The 14173-nt window shown below is 58.0% G+C and carries 16 protein-coding genes; 8 read left to right on the top strand and 8 right to left on the bottom strand.

Annotation, left to right across the window (positions count from 1 at the left end):
* Nucleotides 1-15: 15 nt before the first annotated feature.
* Nucleotides 16-900, bottom strand: coding sequence for a LysR family transcriptional regulator (locus tag IE111_RS13495; RefSeq protein ID WP_189609564.1), 885 nt, complete (start codon nucleotides 898-900; stop codon nucleotides 16-18).
* Between the two features lie 309 nt (nucleotides 901-1209).
* Here IE111_RS13495 and IE111_RS13500 point away from each other — a divergent pair, with 309 nt between their 5' ends.
* The 6 genes from IE111_RS13500 to map all read left to right on the top strand — a co-directional run bounded on the left by IE111_RS13500 (nucleotide 1210) and on the right by map (nucleotide 5064).
* Nucleotides 1210-1941, top strand: a complete 732-nt coding sequence (locus IE111_RS13500; protein WP_189609566.1) for a TSUP family transporter — start codon at nucleotides 1210-1212, stop codon at nucleotides 1939-1941.
* Nucleotides 1942-2245: 304 nt separating this feature from the next.
* Nucleotides 2246-2761 carry a GNAT family N-acetyltransferase gene (locus IE111_RS13505; protein WP_189609568.1) on the top strand — a complete coding sequence of 172 codons (516 nt, stop codon included), beginning with the start codon at nucleotides 2246-2248 and terminating at the stop codon, nucleotides 2759-2761.
* A gap of 119 nt (nucleotides 2762-2880) precedes the next feature.
* Nucleotides 2881-3285 carry a VOC family protein gene (locus tag IE111_RS13510; RefSeq protein WP_189609570.1) on the top strand — a complete coding sequence of 135 codons (405 nt, stop codon included), beginning with the start codon at nucleotides 2881-2883 and terminating at the stop codon, nucleotides 3283-3285.
* Nucleotides 3282-3989 carry a helix-turn-helix transcriptional regulator gene (locus tag IE111_RS13515; RefSeq protein WP_189609572.1) on the top strand — a complete coding sequence of 236 codons (708 nt, stop codon included), beginning with the start codon at nucleotides 3282-3284 and terminating at the stop codon, nucleotides 3987-3989. Before IE111_RS13510 ends, IE111_RS13515 begins: the two co-directional genes overlap by 4 nt.
* A gap of 87 nt (nucleotides 3990-4076) precedes the next feature.
* On the top strand, nucleotides 4077-4289 hold the full coding sequence (locus tag IE111_RS13520) for a ParD-like family protein (protein WP_189609574.1): 213 nt from the start codon (nucleotides 4077-4079) through the stop codon (nucleotides 4287-4289).
* Nucleotides 4279-5064, top strand: a complete 786-nt coding sequence (gene map, locus IE111_RS13525; RefSeq protein WP_189609575.1) for a type I methionyl aminopeptidase — start codon at nucleotides 4279-4281, stop codon at nucleotides 5062-5064. The genes IE111_RS13520 and map overlap by 11 nt, the downstream gene beginning before the upstream one ends.
* A 29-nt stretch (nucleotides 5065-5093) precedes the next feature.
* Here the strand turns inward: map and IE111_RS13530 are convergent, their stop codons facing one another.
* Together IE111_RS13530 and IE111_RS13535 are read right to left on the bottom strand one after the other, a co-directional pair.
* The gene (locus tag IE111_RS13530) at nucleotides 5094-5705 is read right to left on the bottom strand and encodes a class I SAM-dependent methyltransferase (protein ID WP_189609576.1); all 612 of its coding nucleotides are present in this window, start codon (nucleotides 5703-5705) and stop codon (nucleotides 5094-5096) included.
* Between the two features lie 5 nt (nucleotides 5706-5710).
* Nucleotides 5711-6655 carry an NAD(P)/FAD-dependent oxidoreductase gene (locus tag IE111_RS13535; RefSeq protein WP_189609577.1) on the bottom strand — a complete coding sequence of 315 codons (945 nt, stop codon included), beginning with the start codon at nucleotides 6653-6655 and terminating at the stop codon, nucleotides 5711-5713.
* A 315-nt stretch (nucleotides 6656-6970) separates the two neighbouring features.
* Between IE111_RS13535 and IE111_RS13540 the strand changes: the two genes are divergently transcribed.
* Nucleotides 6971-8101 (top strand): sterol desaturase family protein, encoded by a 1131-nt coding sequence (locus IE111_RS13540; RefSeq protein WP_189609578.1) that lies wholly within the window; start codon nucleotides 6971-6973, stop codon nucleotides 8099-8101.
* Nucleotides 8102-8216: 115 nt separating this feature from the next.
* Nucleotides 8217-8462: a type II toxin-antitoxin system Phd/YefM family antitoxin gene (locus IE111_RS13545; RefSeq protein WP_189609579.1), complete on the top strand. Its 246-nt coding sequence runs from the start codon at nucleotides 8217-8219 to the stop codon at nucleotides 8460-8462.
* Nucleotides 8463-8576: 114 nt separating this feature from the next.
* Here the strand turns inward: IE111_RS13545 and IE111_RS13550 are convergent, their stop codons facing one another.
* The 5 genes from IE111_RS13550 to IE111_RS13570 all read right to left on the bottom strand — a co-directional run bounded on the left by IE111_RS13550 (nucleotide 8577) and on the right by IE111_RS13570 (nucleotide 13850).
* Nucleotides 8577-9308 (bottom strand): substrate-binding periplasmic protein, encoded by a 732-nt coding sequence (locus IE111_RS13550; RefSeq protein ID WP_189609581.1) that lies wholly within the window; start codon nucleotides 9306-9308, stop codon nucleotides 8577-8579.
* A 227-nt stretch (nucleotides 9309-9535) separates the two neighbouring features.
* Nucleotides 9536-10300 (bottom strand): amino acid ABC transporter ATP-binding protein, encoded by a 765-nt coding sequence (locus IE111_RS13555; protein WP_189609582.1) that lies wholly within the window; start codon nucleotides 10298-10300, stop codon nucleotides 9536-9538.
* A 63-nt stretch (nucleotides 10301-10363) separates the two neighbouring features.
* Nucleotides 10364-11458 (bottom strand): amino acid ABC transporter permease, encoded by a 1095-nt coding sequence (locus IE111_RS13560; RefSeq protein ID WP_189609584.1) that lies wholly within the window; start codon nucleotides 11456-11458, stop codon nucleotides 10364-10366.
* 1 nt (nucleotide 11459) lies between these two features.
* The gene (locus IE111_RS13565) at nucleotides 11460-12650 is read right to left on the bottom strand and encodes an amino acid ABC transporter permease (RefSeq protein ID WP_189609586.1); all 1191 of its coding nucleotides are present in this window, start codon (nucleotides 12648-12650) and stop codon (nucleotides 11460-11462) included.
* A 180-nt stretch (nucleotides 12651-12830) separates the two neighbouring features.
* Nucleotides 12831-13850 (bottom strand): amino acid ABC transporter substrate-binding protein, encoded by a 1020-nt coding sequence (locus IE111_RS13570; RefSeq protein ID WP_229805352.1) that lies wholly within the window; start codon nucleotides 13848-13850, stop codon nucleotides 12831-12833.
* Between the last annotated feature and the right edge of the window lie 323 nt (nucleotides 13851-14173).

Genomic DNA, 14173 nt, shown 5'->3' on the forward strand with positions numbered 1-14173 from the left:
CGCCGCTAGACTCGACTATTCTCCGGCCCCCCCAACCGACCCCTCAAAAACCAACCCCCTCAACACCTCAATCAACCCCCGATCCCGCGCCTGCAAATACACCTGCTTACGACAAACCAAAGTCGCCGGCCGACTCAACCCCTCCACCCCCAAATCCAAACTGCAATCAAGCACGTTCAAAGCCACAGCCACCCCTTTCGGCACCAACGCATGCCCCCACCCGGACAAGGCCAACCGCGCCGCCGCGAACGACGACTCCACCGGCCAGCGCGGCTCCAGCTTCAACCGCAGCGCCTGACTGCGCAAGCCCTGCCAGGTGTTCGACTTCTCCTCAATACACAACACCGGCAACGCCTTCAACGTTTCCCGTTCGCGCCCCAACGCCGCCAGATCCCCCGATCGCGCCACCAGAACCATCGGCTCATCCAGCAGTTTTTCCGCCACAAGTCCCGTCTGATTGGGCAACTGACCCGCACATAAGCCAAACGGGTACAGACCGGCCTGCACCTTATCCACAATGGTCGGCGAGCGATGCGTGTGGATGTGAATATCCAACTCCGGCAACGCCTCGCGCAGCGCCACCAATAAGGGTGCCCCCCAGGAACTGAGAATGGCCTCGGACACCGCAATGCTCAATTGCTCCCGTGCATCCGAATGCCGCCGCGACAGCACGGTATTCAAATCCGCCATCAGGGGCGCTACTTCATCAACCAGGGCCTGACCCTCGGCCGTCAGCACCGTACGCCGCCCCTCTCGGCGAATGAGCCGCTTACCGAGCTGATGCTCCAATTGACCAATGCGCTTGCTGACCGCCGACTGACTGACCCGCAACGACAACGCCGCGGCACTCATCGTACCGTGCCGAACCAGCGCCAGCAGCGCGTCCAGTTGAGTGAACATAGCATTCCAAACGGGAAACTGTATCTAGCCTATTATTCGCTTTTTTCAATCATCTGCCCACCCGATACTAACGCAAAAGCCAAACAAACAACCCGTAAAGAACAACGCCAATCACAGTAGGGTGCGCACCGCGCACCAAAACGACAAGTTACGTAGGTTGGATTAGCCGATAGGCGTAATCCAACATCATGCCAATGGCGTTGATATCGCCAAAGCCACCATCGTCGGATTACGGCCCTTCGGACCTAATCCGACCTACGGGATGCTGGAGGGGACCACCCACCAACAACCAACAACAGGAGTAAAACCATGTGGATCGCCATCGTCACCGCCATGGCCTTAACCAGCTTCCTCTCCGGCATCCTAGGCATGGGCGGCGGCATCATCCTCATGGGTGTCCTCGTCCTCATGCTCCCCCTGGCCTCCGCCATGGTCCTCCACGCCCTCTCTCAGATCTCAGCCAACGGCATCCGCGCCTGGCTGCACCGCGACCACATTCATTGGGGCGTATTGCGCTGGTACATCCTCGGCGGCCTGCTCATGCTCGGCCTGTTTTTCTTCCTTTGGTTCGAAGTCCAAAAAGCCTGGTTCTTCATCGGCCTCGGCACAATGGCCCTGGCCAACAACGTCGTCCCGCGTTCACTGAACATCGACGTCACCCGTCGCCCCCAGGCCACCTTATGCGGCGCACTGGTCACCGGCTGCCAACTGTTCGTCGGCGTGGCCGGCACCATCCTCGACATCTTCTTCGTCAACTCCCGGCTCGACCGCTACCAGATCGTTGCCACCAAGGCCGTCACCCAGACCAGTGGCCACATCATGAAACTGATCTTCTATGGCAGCGTGATCGCCATGGACTACGAAACCCTCGCCATACCGCTGTGGGTCTACATCGCCGTCGTGCCCATGGCCTTCATCGGCACCCGCCTTGGCGCCGAGATATTGCACCGCATCAACGACACCCAATTCCGGCTGTACACCCGCTGGCTGCTTAATGCTGTGGGCGTAATCTACCTGGGGCGCGGAGTCCTCCTGCTGTAACCCGCGCTCATCTACCGTAGGAGCGCACGCCGTGCGCGACCTTCCCCAGACCCGGCTATACTCCCAACCGGACGCCTTTGGTTTGGCACTTGGGACGGTCGATGGTGATCCGGGTTGCAAGCCGTTGCGTCACGTCATGGTCTGTTCAAAAGCACTGTGGTTCGACATAACCGATGATTTGCCTCTATCCGATAACACCGCACCCAGTGACTAGGATGTACCGACAGACAGCAGCGTTGCTACACCAACATGGGGGACACTTGCTTAACCCAGAGGGTGTAGACCAGGCCATTCAGGTGGGAAAATGAGTCAGTATAGCGTGCGCCATGCCAAACCCGGGGAGCTGTCGGCACTCATCGCGATTGACGACGCCGCGAGCCGCCTGTATGAAACTGTTGGTATCACCTTCGACATGGCGGACGACCACCCGTTCGTGGTGGCGGAGTCCGAACGTTGGGCTCGCGCCATAGAGCAGGGGGCTGCGTTTGTGGCGGTCGAATCTGGGGAGTCTCCCGTCGGGTTCATCGCGTTAAAGCGTGTCGACAATGAACCGTATCTCGATCAACTGTCAGTACACCCGGATCACATGCGGCAGGGGTTGGGGGCCCGGTTGCTGAGCCAGGCTATTCAGTGGAGCGGTGACCACCCGCTGTGGCTAACCACCTATGCTCATGTGCAGTGGAATAAGCCGTTCTACGAGCGATATGGCTTTTATCAGGTTCCCGCGAATCTGTGCGGACCGGAGCTCCTGGCCATTCTCGACGGGCAGCGTGTCGCGCTTCCGGAACCCGATCAGCGGATCGCGATGGTCCGGACTTAGATCGTGGGCTGCAATAGCCCGATCGGCACCGGAATCCCTACTGACAATTCCTGACACACCGGCGTACTATAGTGACATCTCCTCAATAATCGCCGCAGCGTCGGCATAAGGAGACTGTCATGGAAAGCCCATCCATCATGAACCACGTGTCTATCGGATCCAACAACATCGAGCAGGCGCTCCCCTTTTACGATGCTGTATTGGCTACTTTAGGGGCCAAGCGCCAAATCGATATCCCCGGCATCGGGGCGGCCTACGGGAAGCTCTTTCCGGAGTTCTGGGTGCAACAAACTCATGACGGGCAGCCAGCTGGAACGGCGAATGGGGTTCACTTCGCGTTTAATGCGGAATCCAAGGCGGATGTCGACCGGTTTTACCAGGCCGCATTGGCGGCCGGTGCTAGGGATGAAGGCGAACCGGGTCCTCGTGAGATGTATGGCCCCGCGTATTACGGGTGTTTTGTGCGCGATCTCGAAGGCCACAAAATAGAAGCCACCTTCTGGGATGAAACGCTTCACGAATGACCAAAGCGGAACGCCTGCTCGCTATTCTAACCTACCTGCGCGGCCGCCATCGGGCGGTCCGCGCCCAGCAGTTGGCGGACCATCTGAATGTCTCGGTGCGCACCATTTACCGGGACATAGAGTCGTTGGCGTTGCAGGGTGTGGACATCCAAGGTGAAGCCGGTGTTGGGTATCGGCTGAGTGAGGGGGACAGTCTACCGCCGCTCAGTTTTACCGTGGATGAACTGGAAGCGCTCACGTTCGGTGCACGCCTGGTAAAGGCCTGCGCCGACCCTGAATTGACTCAAGCCCTGGATCAGGCCCTGCAAAAGATCCGTTCCGTATTACCCGCCAAAAAGCAGCACGAGATTGAGCGACGCCGAGCCCCAATGCTGGTGGCCACTCAGATCGACACCAGCCTTTCCCGCTATGCCAGTGATATTCGCCATGCCATTCAACAGGAACGTCTGGTCCAATTTGGTTACCGCGATGAACACGGTACCGAGACGGAGCGGCGGGTCCAACCCCTGGGGTTGGTGTATTGGGGCTATTGCTGGCACCTGGTGGGTTGGTGCCTGCTGCGCGAAGACTACCGGGTGTTTCGGCTGGACCGGCTGCAGAGCCTGTTGGAACTGGAACAGCCGTTCTGTCGAGAGGATGTCAGCATGGGCGATTACCTGTCGCAATATGCACCCGACGCACAAACCGATTTCTGGGCATTGTGATAGCCACAGGGGGCTGCCGACGGGGGCTCGGCCTTGCTGGATTTATATAAAACGTATATGGTTTATATAAACTCGGGAGGCTCGACTATGGGCATCGTAAAAATCAGCGACGAACTGCACGAAGAAATCCGCCACGCCAGTGCGGTCATGGGCCGGTCCATCAATGGCCAGGCCGAGTTCTGGATCAAGATCGGCTTGCTGGCAGAACTCTATCCGGACCTGACCTACCCGCAATTGACGCGAAAACTGCTCGCCCACCCCGAGTTGACGATCCGGGAGGTGCTCGACGATGTCAGTTAAGCGCAAAACTCCGGCTGCGCTCGATCACATGCGCGAGTCAGGACGATTGTTGGCTCAGGTGTTTGCGCATCTCGATGGGATTGTGAAGCCGGGTCTGACGACCATGGCGATCAATGACGAAGTCGAACGCTTCGTTGTTGAAGAACTGGAGGCGCGGCCGGCCAGCAAGGGCCAGTATGGTTTTCCTCATGTCCTCAACGCCTCGGTTAATGAGGTGGTCTGCCACGGCTGGCCCAAGGCGAGCCAGAAACTCAAACGCGGTCAGATCATCAACCTCGACATCACGCTCGAGAAAAACGGCTACATTGCCGATTCCAGCAAGATGTACTGCATCGGCGAGGTGTCACCCGAGGCCCGTCGTCTGGTGAACACCACCTACGAAGCCATGTGGGCCGGCATTCGGGTCGTCCGACCGGGTGCGACACTGGGCGATATTGGCCATGCTATCCAGATGCTCGCCGAAGGGGCGGGTTATAGCGTGGTGCGGGAGTTCTGCGGCCACGGCATCGGCCGTGAGATGCACGAAGACCCCCAGGTCATGCACTTCGGCGAACCGGGTTTCGGGGAGCGGTTGGAGCCTGGGATGACCTTCACCATCGAGCCGATGATCAACGCCGGCGGCCGCAACGTGAAAACCCTAAAAGATGGCTGGACGGTGGTGACGCGCGACAAGAGTCTTTCGGCCCAGTGGGAGCATACGGTGGCTGTGACGGAAACCGGTGTCCAGGTGCTTACGCTGCGTGATGAAGAAGCGGCGATCGCCAAAGCCGTATAGCCGGCTCGATCACCGGCCGAGTTGGACCTTCAGCGAACGCGTGTGAAGAGGTAGGCGAACGCGGGCCGGGTATAGGCGATGCCCCGTCCAGAGGCTTTGATGCTCTCCCGAGTAACGGTTTGGGGTTTTTTCGGGACCATGAATCGATCCAGATCCGAGTGCGTCACGGTGTAGTGCTCTCCCCGAGATAATACCGCCGCCGTCAGCTTAAACCGTGAATCCAATGCAGCGAGGGCGGCATCGCCATGGCTGGCATTCACCAGTAAGGTTCCGCCTATACGCAAGCAATGCCCGCACGCCTCGGAGATAAACCCCGCGTACAGTGAAATCAGCAGGTCATAGCGTTCATCATCCAGTGGCACCGACCGATAGTCCCCGTGCAGAAAGGTGAATCGGCCATTTTCGTCATCCCCATGCTCCCGGATGATCTGCTGTACACCTTCCGTGTCGGCAAAGAACCGGGCTGCTCGCTTGTCCAGATCGACGTAGGTGACGTCGGAATAGACGAAGGACGGCGCCACATCCACATAGCTGCCTGCGTACAGAACAGCGTCAGCCGGTACGGCTTCGCGGATAGCTTGGAACAGTCGCCATCGGTCTCCCGGGTGTTGGTCCTGTTTGTCCCACAATTGCTGTGTCATTTGCTTCACCGGGTTACCTCCGACAGGGAGTTCCATCGTTCCATTGCGATGTCATGAGCGATCATTTCGACACAGAACCCACCTTCTGATGCGGCGGCTGCAATTCCACTGAAACCGATGCGGGCATCGCCGATGAGGTACAGCCCTGGAATAGAGGTGGTCCCGGATTCATTTGCCATGACGGGCATGTTCCACGAGTTATTGTCATTGGCAACCACACCCAGGCTCTCGGCGAAATGGGTAGCGGGACTTGAGTAGTCATCCACGACAAATCCACTCTGACGGGGTATTGACCGACCGCCTTGCAATACGACCTGAGTCAGTTTGCCGTTGTCCGACATCAGCTGATCTACAGGAGCCTCCTCAACGGCGACGCCGTGGTCGGTCAACTCGGCTTTTAGTGCGGTATCCAATGGTCGGCCATTGCTAAACACGACAATGTCATTCGACCACAGCCGCATCATCGGAACAAAATGCTGAATCGCCTCAAAACCAAAAACGGCGATGGCTTCGTCCGCATGCTCATAACCATCGCAAAACGGGCAGGGGTAGACAGACTTGCCGTAGACGGATTCTATGCCGGGCAAGTTCAGCCGCTCAAGATGGTCCCGGTGACCTGTGGCGATGATCAATCGAGACGTTCTCAGAATGGTGCCCTGAGAGGTTGTTACGGAAAAGCCACGGTCAATACGGTCTACCGCTTCAACCTGGTCGGCAACGTATTGAACCGACGGGTAGCGCTGCAGCTGTTCTTTGGCGATCGCCAGCAACTCGGAAGGGTGCACGCCATCTCGGGTCAGAAATCCGTGTGAGGCTGTTGTGACAAGATTGCGCGGTGTTTCGGCATTGATCAGTACGGTCTTCAACCGGGTTCGTCCCGCGATCAGTGCTGCGGACTGCCCGGCAGGACCGCCTCCGATGATGATGAGGTCGTTGTGGTCTGAGTTCATCGTGTTCTCCTGGGTAGAGGGGCTGCGTGATGCTGGTTTCCAGCTTAGAGGATGCCAGCCTTGTTCTGGAGAGCGAGGGTTTGGAGATAATCGGCTTATTTTTAGGTGTAGGTGCTTTGAGGGATGGTCGGGTGCGCTACCGACGACGGTCATTGGTCGACCGCACTCGGGTAAGGCTGAATGTCACTTGATCAGCACAGATTGTATGAAAGAATATTAAAGCAATACTGAAGTTCTATAAATGCTATACTTGGTTGATTTATGTGATTCCTTTTGCGATCTATGACTCAATAGACGCCAGGAGGGACAAAACTGATGAGTAGAACACTGCGAAACAAGTATGAAAACGTTGATTTGACCCCGGGTCTCGGCAAGGTGAGCGCGACCTTCTCCATTGGGCTCGGTCTGCTGTCACTGTTCGGTGCATTGTGTTTCCTGATGCCGGAGTTGTTCACCACTCCCGAATTTCGGGGGTTTTACGAGGGACCGGTACTGCAGGCGGTGCTGCAATTGGGCATCGCGGTCGGGTTCGGGTGCGGCCTTTACTCCATGATGAAGCATCGTTCCACGGGTTACGGCCTGGTCGGGATGGGGCTGGCCACGGTGGCGGCCTTAGTGGCGTCCGGTAAAGTGGAAGCCCCGACGGTCGACATGCGTAACCTGTACGTCGGCCTCGATTATTTCATTCTGACCTTGGTGATTCTCGCCCTGGTGTTTATTCCGTTGGAACACGCTTTTCCGAAAGACCCGTCCCAGAAAGTGTTGCGCAAGGGGTGGGTGACGGACCTTAAATATTTCATGTTCAGCCACCTGGGCATTCAATTGATCAGCTTTTTCACCATCATTCCGGTTCAGGCCGTTCTGCATCAGGCCAGCACCTGGGAGCTTCAGCAATGGGTGGCGGCTCAGCCGGTCTGGCTGCAGTTTATCGAGATACTGGTGGTGGTGGATTTTGGCACCTATTGGATTCACCGTGCCATGCATGAAATCCCGGCACTGTGGAAAATCCACGCGGTGCATCATTCCACGGAACACATGGACTGGCTGGCGTCTTCCCGGTTGCACGTCCTGGAGATTCTTGTGAACCGGTTCGTGGGGTATGTGCCGATATTCGTACTGGGGTTTTCGCCGTCCGCTGTGTACGCGTATTTGGTGTTTGTGTCCTTTCACGCCATTTTCATTCATTCCAATGTGCGTTTTCGCTTTCCTATGCTTCGCCGGATTCTGGCGACGCCTGAATTCCACCACTGGCACCACTCGTCGGAGCAGGCCGCGATCGATAAGAACTACGCGGCGTTCTTACCCATATACGATGTGGTCTTCGGGACGGCCTATATGCCGACGCACCTGGCTGCGCGCTATGGGACGGTGTCAAACAACGTTCCAGTCGGTGTGTTGGGGCAGTTCCTGTACCCGTTCCGGTGTTGGTTGGGTAAGGCTAGGTAGTCTTTGCCTCACTTCGTGGAGGTCCTGAAGCCATTGTTCGTGGTTGAATAACATGAACCATATAATGTACTGCTTATAATTGAACCATGAATAGTACAACTAGAGTGATGCTCGCATGAGAATCATAAGCTTCTCCGATGCTCGGAGTAAGTTAAGGAGTGTTTTGGATCAAGTGGTTTACGACGCGGACTATACGGTTATTACCCGAAGAGATGCGGAAGACGTCGTGGTGATGTCTTTGGATCAGTTTAATGGCCTGATGGAAACCGTTCATCTGCTCAAGTTCCCCGCCAATGCATCCCACCTGGAAAAGTCCATTCAGCAATACCGGGCTGGAAAGGCGAAGCACTGTGAAAGGTAAATCTACGACTGTTGAGTTGGTTTTCCGCTTGGATGCAACCGTTGATATTGAGGACGGTTTCCGGTTGGCAAATTGAAGGTGGGCAGTGCCCACCCTACAGTCATATCGTGTAGTCTACTGACGTGATTGGGCGACAGTCTCGTAGGCGGCGTGCAATCGGTCCAACACCGGCTTCGGCGTTTCCTTGTTCATCGCCAGGTACATGTCTACTGTCCGCAGCACCCAGGCGGGTTCGATGTCCGCGAACCCGGCGTCTTCGGCCAGTCGATAGGCGCTGACGTCCGACGCGATCCAGACGTCGATCTGGCCCTGGGCCAGCCGCTGCGGGTTCAGGCTGTCGTTGGGCAGGGTCGACACATCGATGCCCTGGTCCTGCAGGTAGAGCGTAGTGGCGGAGTTGTCGTAGCCGCCGACGCGCAGTGACCGCAAATCCTCCAGGCTGTTCACTTTGACACCGCTGTCTTTGTAGCGGAAGACAATCCAGTTGTACTGCGCGATGGGGCCGACCCATTCGAACAGGTCTTCGCGCTGGTCGGTGCGGGCGGTGGAAAACAGTCCGTAGTTCGGCCGGTCCAGCGTGCGTTGGTAGCCGACCCGCCAGGTTCGCAGTCGCATGCGGTAGTCGAGTCCGCTCTCGGCCATCAGTGTTTTAACGAAGTCGGTGGAGGTACCGCCGATGTCCTCGCCCCAATGTTCGTAATCGCGGCCGTTCAGGCTGTAATTGTAGGCACCGTAGTTTTCAGTGTAGAGGTAGAGCTTGGTGGCATCGTCGTCTTCGGCGTGTGCGAAGATCGACCATCCCAGTAGAGTCGATAGGCAAAGCAGGCAATGAATCAGACGGTTCATGGCGTGACTCTCAGGTTTTTTGAATGATGAGCGTGTGTCCGCTCTTTGTTGTTGTGGTTGCGTTCGAGGGAATCCCTGCGGAGGGTTTTTTTATTATCGTGAGGGTGCCCGACGTCCTCGTCGGGCGGGCTGCCGCCCGGAGCACCGGGGGCGATCGTCGACGACCCGCGAGGGCAGACGCGGTCGTCAACGGTCGGCCCCGGCACCCGAGGCGAACAGAACTCGGCTCAGTGCCCCAGAATCTGGCTGAGGAACAGTTTGGTTCGATCGTTCTGCGGATTGGCGAAGAACTCGTGCGGTTCGTTCTGTTCGATGATCTGGCCGGCGTCCATGAAGATCACGCGGTCGGCGACCAACTTGGCGAAGCCCATTTCGTGCGTCACACACAGCATGGTCATGCCTTCTTCGGCCAGTTCGACCATGACGTCGAGCACTTCCTTGATCATCTCCGGGTCGAGGGCCGAGGTCGGCTCATCGAACAACATGACCTTGGGGTTCATGCACAGGGAGCGGGCGATGGCGACACGCTGCTGCTGACCGCCGGACAGCTGACCGGGGTACTTGTTCGCCTGCTCGGCGATCTTCACCCGCTCCAGGTATTTCATCGCCGTGGCTTCGGCTTCTTCCTTCTTGCGCTTCAATACGAACATCGGCGCCAGCGTCAGGTTCTCCAGCACGGTCAGGTGCGGGAACAGGTTGAAGTGCTGAAACACCATGCAGACATCCTTGCGGATGACTTCGATGTTTTTCACGTTGTCGGTCAGTTCGATGCCGTTGACGGTGACGTTGCCCTGCTGGTGTTCTTCCAGACGGTTCAGGCAGCGGATCATGGTGGACTTACCGGAACCGGACGGGCCGCAGATGACGATGCGCTCGCCCTGCTTCACGTCCAGGTTGATGTCTCGCAGTACGTGAAAGTCGCCGTACCACTTGTTCATGTTGGTGACTTGAATGACGGATTCGCGGTCAGCCAGTCGGTCTTGTGCGGTCATGGTCGTTCTCCAGAATTCGTGTCCGGCCACCCGCGTGGCGGGTGGCGTCTGTCAATCGGGTTCTTAGTGGGACATGCCCTGTTTCAAATCGCGATCGAGCTTCAGGCTGTAACGCGACAGGAAGAAACACATGATGAAGAAGATCAGGGCAATGAAGACGTAGCCTTCCAGAAACTGCTGGCGCCAAGCCGGGTCGTTGATCGCCGACTTGGTGGTGGCGAGCAGGTCGAACAGGCCGATGATCACCACCAGGGAGGTGTCCTTCAGCAAGGAGATGAAGGTACTCATGGTCGGCGGAATCACCAGGCGCAGGGCCTGCGGCAGGATGATCTTGCCCATTTTCTGCCAGTAGGACAGACCCAGGGAATCGGCCGCTTCATATTGGCCCGAGGGAATGGCCTGCATGCCACCCCGGAACACTTCGGCGAGGTAGGCCGCCTGGAAGAAGATGATGCCGACCTGGGCGCGCAGCAGCTTGTTCACGGTCACGCCTTCCGGCAGGAACAGCGGGAACATCACCGAGGCCATGATCAGTACGGAGATCAGCGGCACGCCACGGAACACCTCGATGACGACCACGCAGATCACCTTGACGAACGGCATCTCGGAGCGACGGCCCAGCGCCAGCATCAGTGCCAGCGGTGCCGCGAAACCGATGCCGACAACGGCCAGCAACAGGGTCAGGGTCAGGCCACCCCAGTGCGCGGTGTCGACACGCTCAAGGCCTAATACGCCACCGGCGAGTACGAAGTAGAGGACAACCAGGCCGACCAGCCAGCCGACCAGCAACCCGACGCTCCAGAAGCGTCGGTTGGTACTGATCAGGACGCCGGAAATCAGCATGGCGATGGCCAGAACGGAGCGCCACTGTTCGTCTTCCGGGAAGGTGCCGAACAGGATGAAGCGTGCGTTCTGGTGCACGTAGGCCCAGCAGGCGCCGCTGATGTTCTCACAGGCGTCCTTGGTCGCCGCGAAGCTCGCGTCGAACACGGTCCAGGACAGAATTGTGCTCAGGACCTGCCAGATCAGGTAACCACAGACCAGGGTAATGGCCGTGTTCACCGGTGAGGAAAAGAGGTTGTCGCGCATCCAGCGCAGGCTGCGGTTGGATGCGGTGCCGCCCGTCGGGCGAGCCTGGCTTTCGATCAGAGTCGTCATCTTATCGCTCCACCAGCGCCATGCGCTTGTTGTACCAGTTCATGAACAGGGAGATCAGCAGGCTGATGCTCAGGTAAATCGACATGAAGATCACCACCGCTTCGACCGCCTGTCCGGTCTGGTTCATCGTGGTGTTGGAGATCGACACCAGATCCGGATAACCGATGGCCACCGCCAGCGAGCTGTTCTTGGTCAGGTTGAGATACTGGTTGGTCATCGGCGGGATGATCACGCGCAGTGCCTGCGGCAGGATGATCAGCCGCATGACCCAGCTCGGCTTCAGGCCGAGGGAGGTCGCCGCTTCGTTCTGGCCCTTGGGCACCGACTGAATACCGGACCGGACGATTTCGGCGATGTAGGTGGCGGTGTAGACGGTCAGACCGAGCAACAGGGTGAAGAATTCCGGCGACATGTTCAGGCCACCGCTGAAGTTGAAACCGGTCAGCTCTGGTGTGTTCAACTCGGTCGGGGCGCCGGAGACCAGCCAGGTCAGTAACGGTACGGCCACGATAACGCCCAGACCCACACTCAGGTAGGGAAAGACTTCACCGGTGGCTTCGAGACGTTTCAGGGCCCATTTGCGCAGCAGGAAGAAACCGGCGATGCCGGCGACCAGGGCGATGAGGACAGCGGTCCAGACCGGGTTTTCGGCCGGAACCGGCAGATACAGCCCGCGGTTGGTCAGAAACACACCATCAATCGGATTCAGCGCGTTGCGCGGGCTCGGGAAGGCGTTGGTGACCACGGAGTACCAGAAAAACAGTTGCAGCAGCAGGGGAATGTTGCGGAAGGTTTCAATGTAGGTCTTGCCCAGAAAGCGCAACAACCAGTTTTTCGAGACCAGGCCAATGCCGATGAAAGTACCCAGGATGGTCGCGAGAATAATACCGGTGATCGAGACTTTTAGCGTATTGAGTACACCGACGACCAGAGCGCGGCCGTAGCTGCTCTCGGGAGTATACTGGATCAGGCTTTCGCTGATGCCGAAGGCGGCTTCTTTTTCGAGGAATCCGAAGCCGGTGGCGATGTCTTGTTGCTCCAGGTTGGTCAGGGTGTTGTTCACCAGGTACCAACCCATCAGGAATACGCCGCCAAACACCAGGATCTGGTAAATGATCGAGCGCACGGTTTTATCGTACAGCAGCGTCATCACCGGGTTGGCAGCGGCTTGGTTTGTTTGATTCTGGGTCATAACCCAACGTCTCCGCAGGTAGTTCCAAGTTCTTTCAGGGCGTTTTAAGCGCACAGGGCACTTGAGCAGACAGGCGTCTGCTTAAATGTCCTGATGCGGAATTGGGAACCCGCGACAGCGGACTGCGGGTTTCCCAAAGAACCCCGGGTGGAACCCCGGGGCGATTGGCCGAAAGGCCGATTAGCGGATCGGGAAGGCGTACATCAGGCCACCGTCGGTCCACAGCGCGTTCAGACCACGCTCCAGGCCCAGTTTCTCGGTGACGTTACGCTGGTAGGATTCACCGTAGTTACCCACCTGCTTAACGATGTTGTAAGCCCACTTCTCGTCCAGACCCAGAGCTTCACCCATGCCCGGCGTGACGCCCAGGAAGCGCTTGATGCCCGGGTTGTCGGTGTCCATCATGTCGTCGACATTGTCGGACGTGATGCCGAACTCTTCAGCCTGGATCATGGCGATGTGCGACCACTTGACGATGTCCAGCCACTCGTCGTCACCGTGACGGACCACAGGGCCCAGCGGTTCCTTGGAGATGATTTCCGGCAGGATCACATAGTCTTCCGGGTTCTCGGCGGAAACGTTACGCGCCGACGCCAGACCAGAGGCATCCGTGGTGTAGACGTCGCAACGACCGGAGAAGAAGGCCGCGGTCACTTCGGTGGTGTTCTCGATAACCACCGGCTCGAAGTCCATGTTGTTGGCGCGGAAGTAATCCGCCAGATTCAGCTCGGTGGTGGTACCCGGCTCGACGCAGATGGCGGCACCGCTCAACTGCTTGGCGCTGGTGACACCCAGGTCCTTGCGCACCATGAAGCCCTGACCGTCGTAGTAGTTGATACCGGCGAAGTTCAGGCCCAGGCTGGTGTCTCGCGTGGTGGTCCAGGTGGTGTTCCGGGACAAGACGTCGACTTCGCCGGACTGCAACGCGGTGAAGCGCTGGGCGGCGGTCAGCGGGGTGAAGCGAACGGCGTCGGCGTCGCCGAACATGGCGGCGGCCACGGCGCGGCAGACGTCCACGTCCAGACCTTCCCATTCACCGCCGGTGGCGGCGGAGAAGCCGGCCAGAGCGGTATTCACGCCGCACTGGACGTAGCCTTTGTCACGAACGGAGTCGACGGTTTCACCGGCCTGGGCGCCTGTGGCGACCATGGTCAGGGACAGCGCGGTCGCAGCAGCGGTGCTGGTCAAAGTTTTAAACATCTTACTCTCCATTTCTTTGTTGCTCTTATTATGTGCCCGACCGACTGCATCTCTGGTCGGGCCCGATCAGTCTGGCTTCCCGTGGAATGCAGACTGTCTCTACCGACGAACCGAATGACGGCCGACGGACAAGAACCGATAACAACCTCGTATTGAACGGGGCTGCGGTGAATGTTCAGTCATGATGGCGGAAGACAGGGCTTCCTTCGGGTCTTACCACTGTGTTTGAGTCGAGCCGGCATAGGGTTCTCTGTTTTTGTTATCGAATGCCTGGTGACGCTGTTGATCGCGTCTGGGGTTCTATAGAGCAAGGACGGGGCCAA

This window comes from Saccharospirillum salsuginis, assembly GCF_014651855.1.
GTDB classification, from domain to species: Bacteria; Pseudomonadota; Gammaproteobacteria; order Pseudomonadales; family Natronospirillaceae; genus Saccharospirillum; species Saccharospirillum salsuginis.

What these genes read in the sequence shown, in the direction of transcription:
- IE111_RS13570 (WP_229805352.1), bottom strand. Translation starts at nt 13,850, where the DNA reads ATGTTTAAAACTTTGACCAGCACCGCTGCTGCGACCGCGCTGTCCCTG.
- IE111_RS13560 (WP_189609584.1), bottom strand. Translation starts at nt 11,458, where the DNA reads ATGACGACTCTGATCGAAAGCCAGGCTCGCCCGACGGGCGGCACCGCA.
- IE111_RS13540 (WP_189609578.1), top strand. Translation starts at nt 6,971, where the DNA reads ATGAGTAGAACACTGCGAAACAAGTATGAAAACGTTGATTTGACCCCG.
- map (WP_189609575.1), top strand. Translation starts at nt 4,279, where the DNA reads ATGTCAGTTAAGCGCAAAACTCCGGCTGCGCTCGATCACATGCGCGAG.
- IE111_RS13505 (WP_189609568.1), top strand. Translation starts at nt 2,246, where the DNA reads ATGAGTCAGTATAGCGTGCGCCATGCCAAACCCGGGGAGCTGTCGGCA.
- IE111_RS13500 (WP_189609566.1), top strand. Translation starts at nt 1,210, where the DNA reads ATGTGGATCGCCATCGTCACCGCCATGGCCTTAACCAGCTTCCTCTCC.
- IE111_RS13495 (WP_189609564.1), bottom strand. Translation starts at nt 900, where the DNA reads ATGTTCACTCAACTGGACGCGCTGCTGGCGCTGGTTCGGCACGGTACG.
- IE111_RS13555 (WP_189609582.1), bottom strand. Translation starts at nt 10,300, where the DNA reads ATGACCGCACAAGACCGACTGGCTGACCGCGAATCCGTCATTCAAGTC.
- IE111_RS13515 (WP_189609572.1), top strand. Translation starts at nt 3,282, where the DNA reads ATGACCAAAGCGGAACGCCTGCTCGCTATTCTAACCTACCTGCGCGGC.
- IE111_RS13545 (WP_189609579.1), top strand. Translation starts at nt 8,217, where the DNA reads ATGAGAATCATAAGCTTCTCCGATGCTCGGAGTAAGTTAAGGAGTGTT.
- IE111_RS13550 (WP_189609581.1), bottom strand. Translation starts at nt 9,308, where the DNA reads ATGAACCGTCTGATTCATTGCCTGCTTTGCCTATCGACTCTACTGGGA.
- IE111_RS13565 (WP_189609586.1), bottom strand. Translation starts at nt 12,650, where the DNA reads ATGACCCAGAATCAAACAAACCAAGCCGCTGCCAACCCGGTGATGACG.
- IE111_RS13520 (WP_189609574.1), top strand. Translation starts at nt 4,077, where the DNA reads ATGGGCATCGTAAAAATCAGCGACGAACTGCACGAAGAAATCCGCCAC.
- IE111_RS13530 (WP_189609576.1), bottom strand. Translation starts at nt 5,705, where the DNA reads ATGACACAGCAATTGTGGGACAAACAGGACCAACACCCGGGAGACCGA.
- IE111_RS13510 (WP_189609570.1), top strand. Translation starts at nt 2,881, where the DNA reads ATGGAAAGCCCATCCATCATGAACCACGTGTCTATCGGATCCAACAAC.
- IE111_RS13535 (WP_189609577.1), bottom strand. Translation starts at nt 6,655, where the DNA reads ATGAACTCAGACCACAACGACCTCATCATCATCGGAGGCGGTCCTGCC.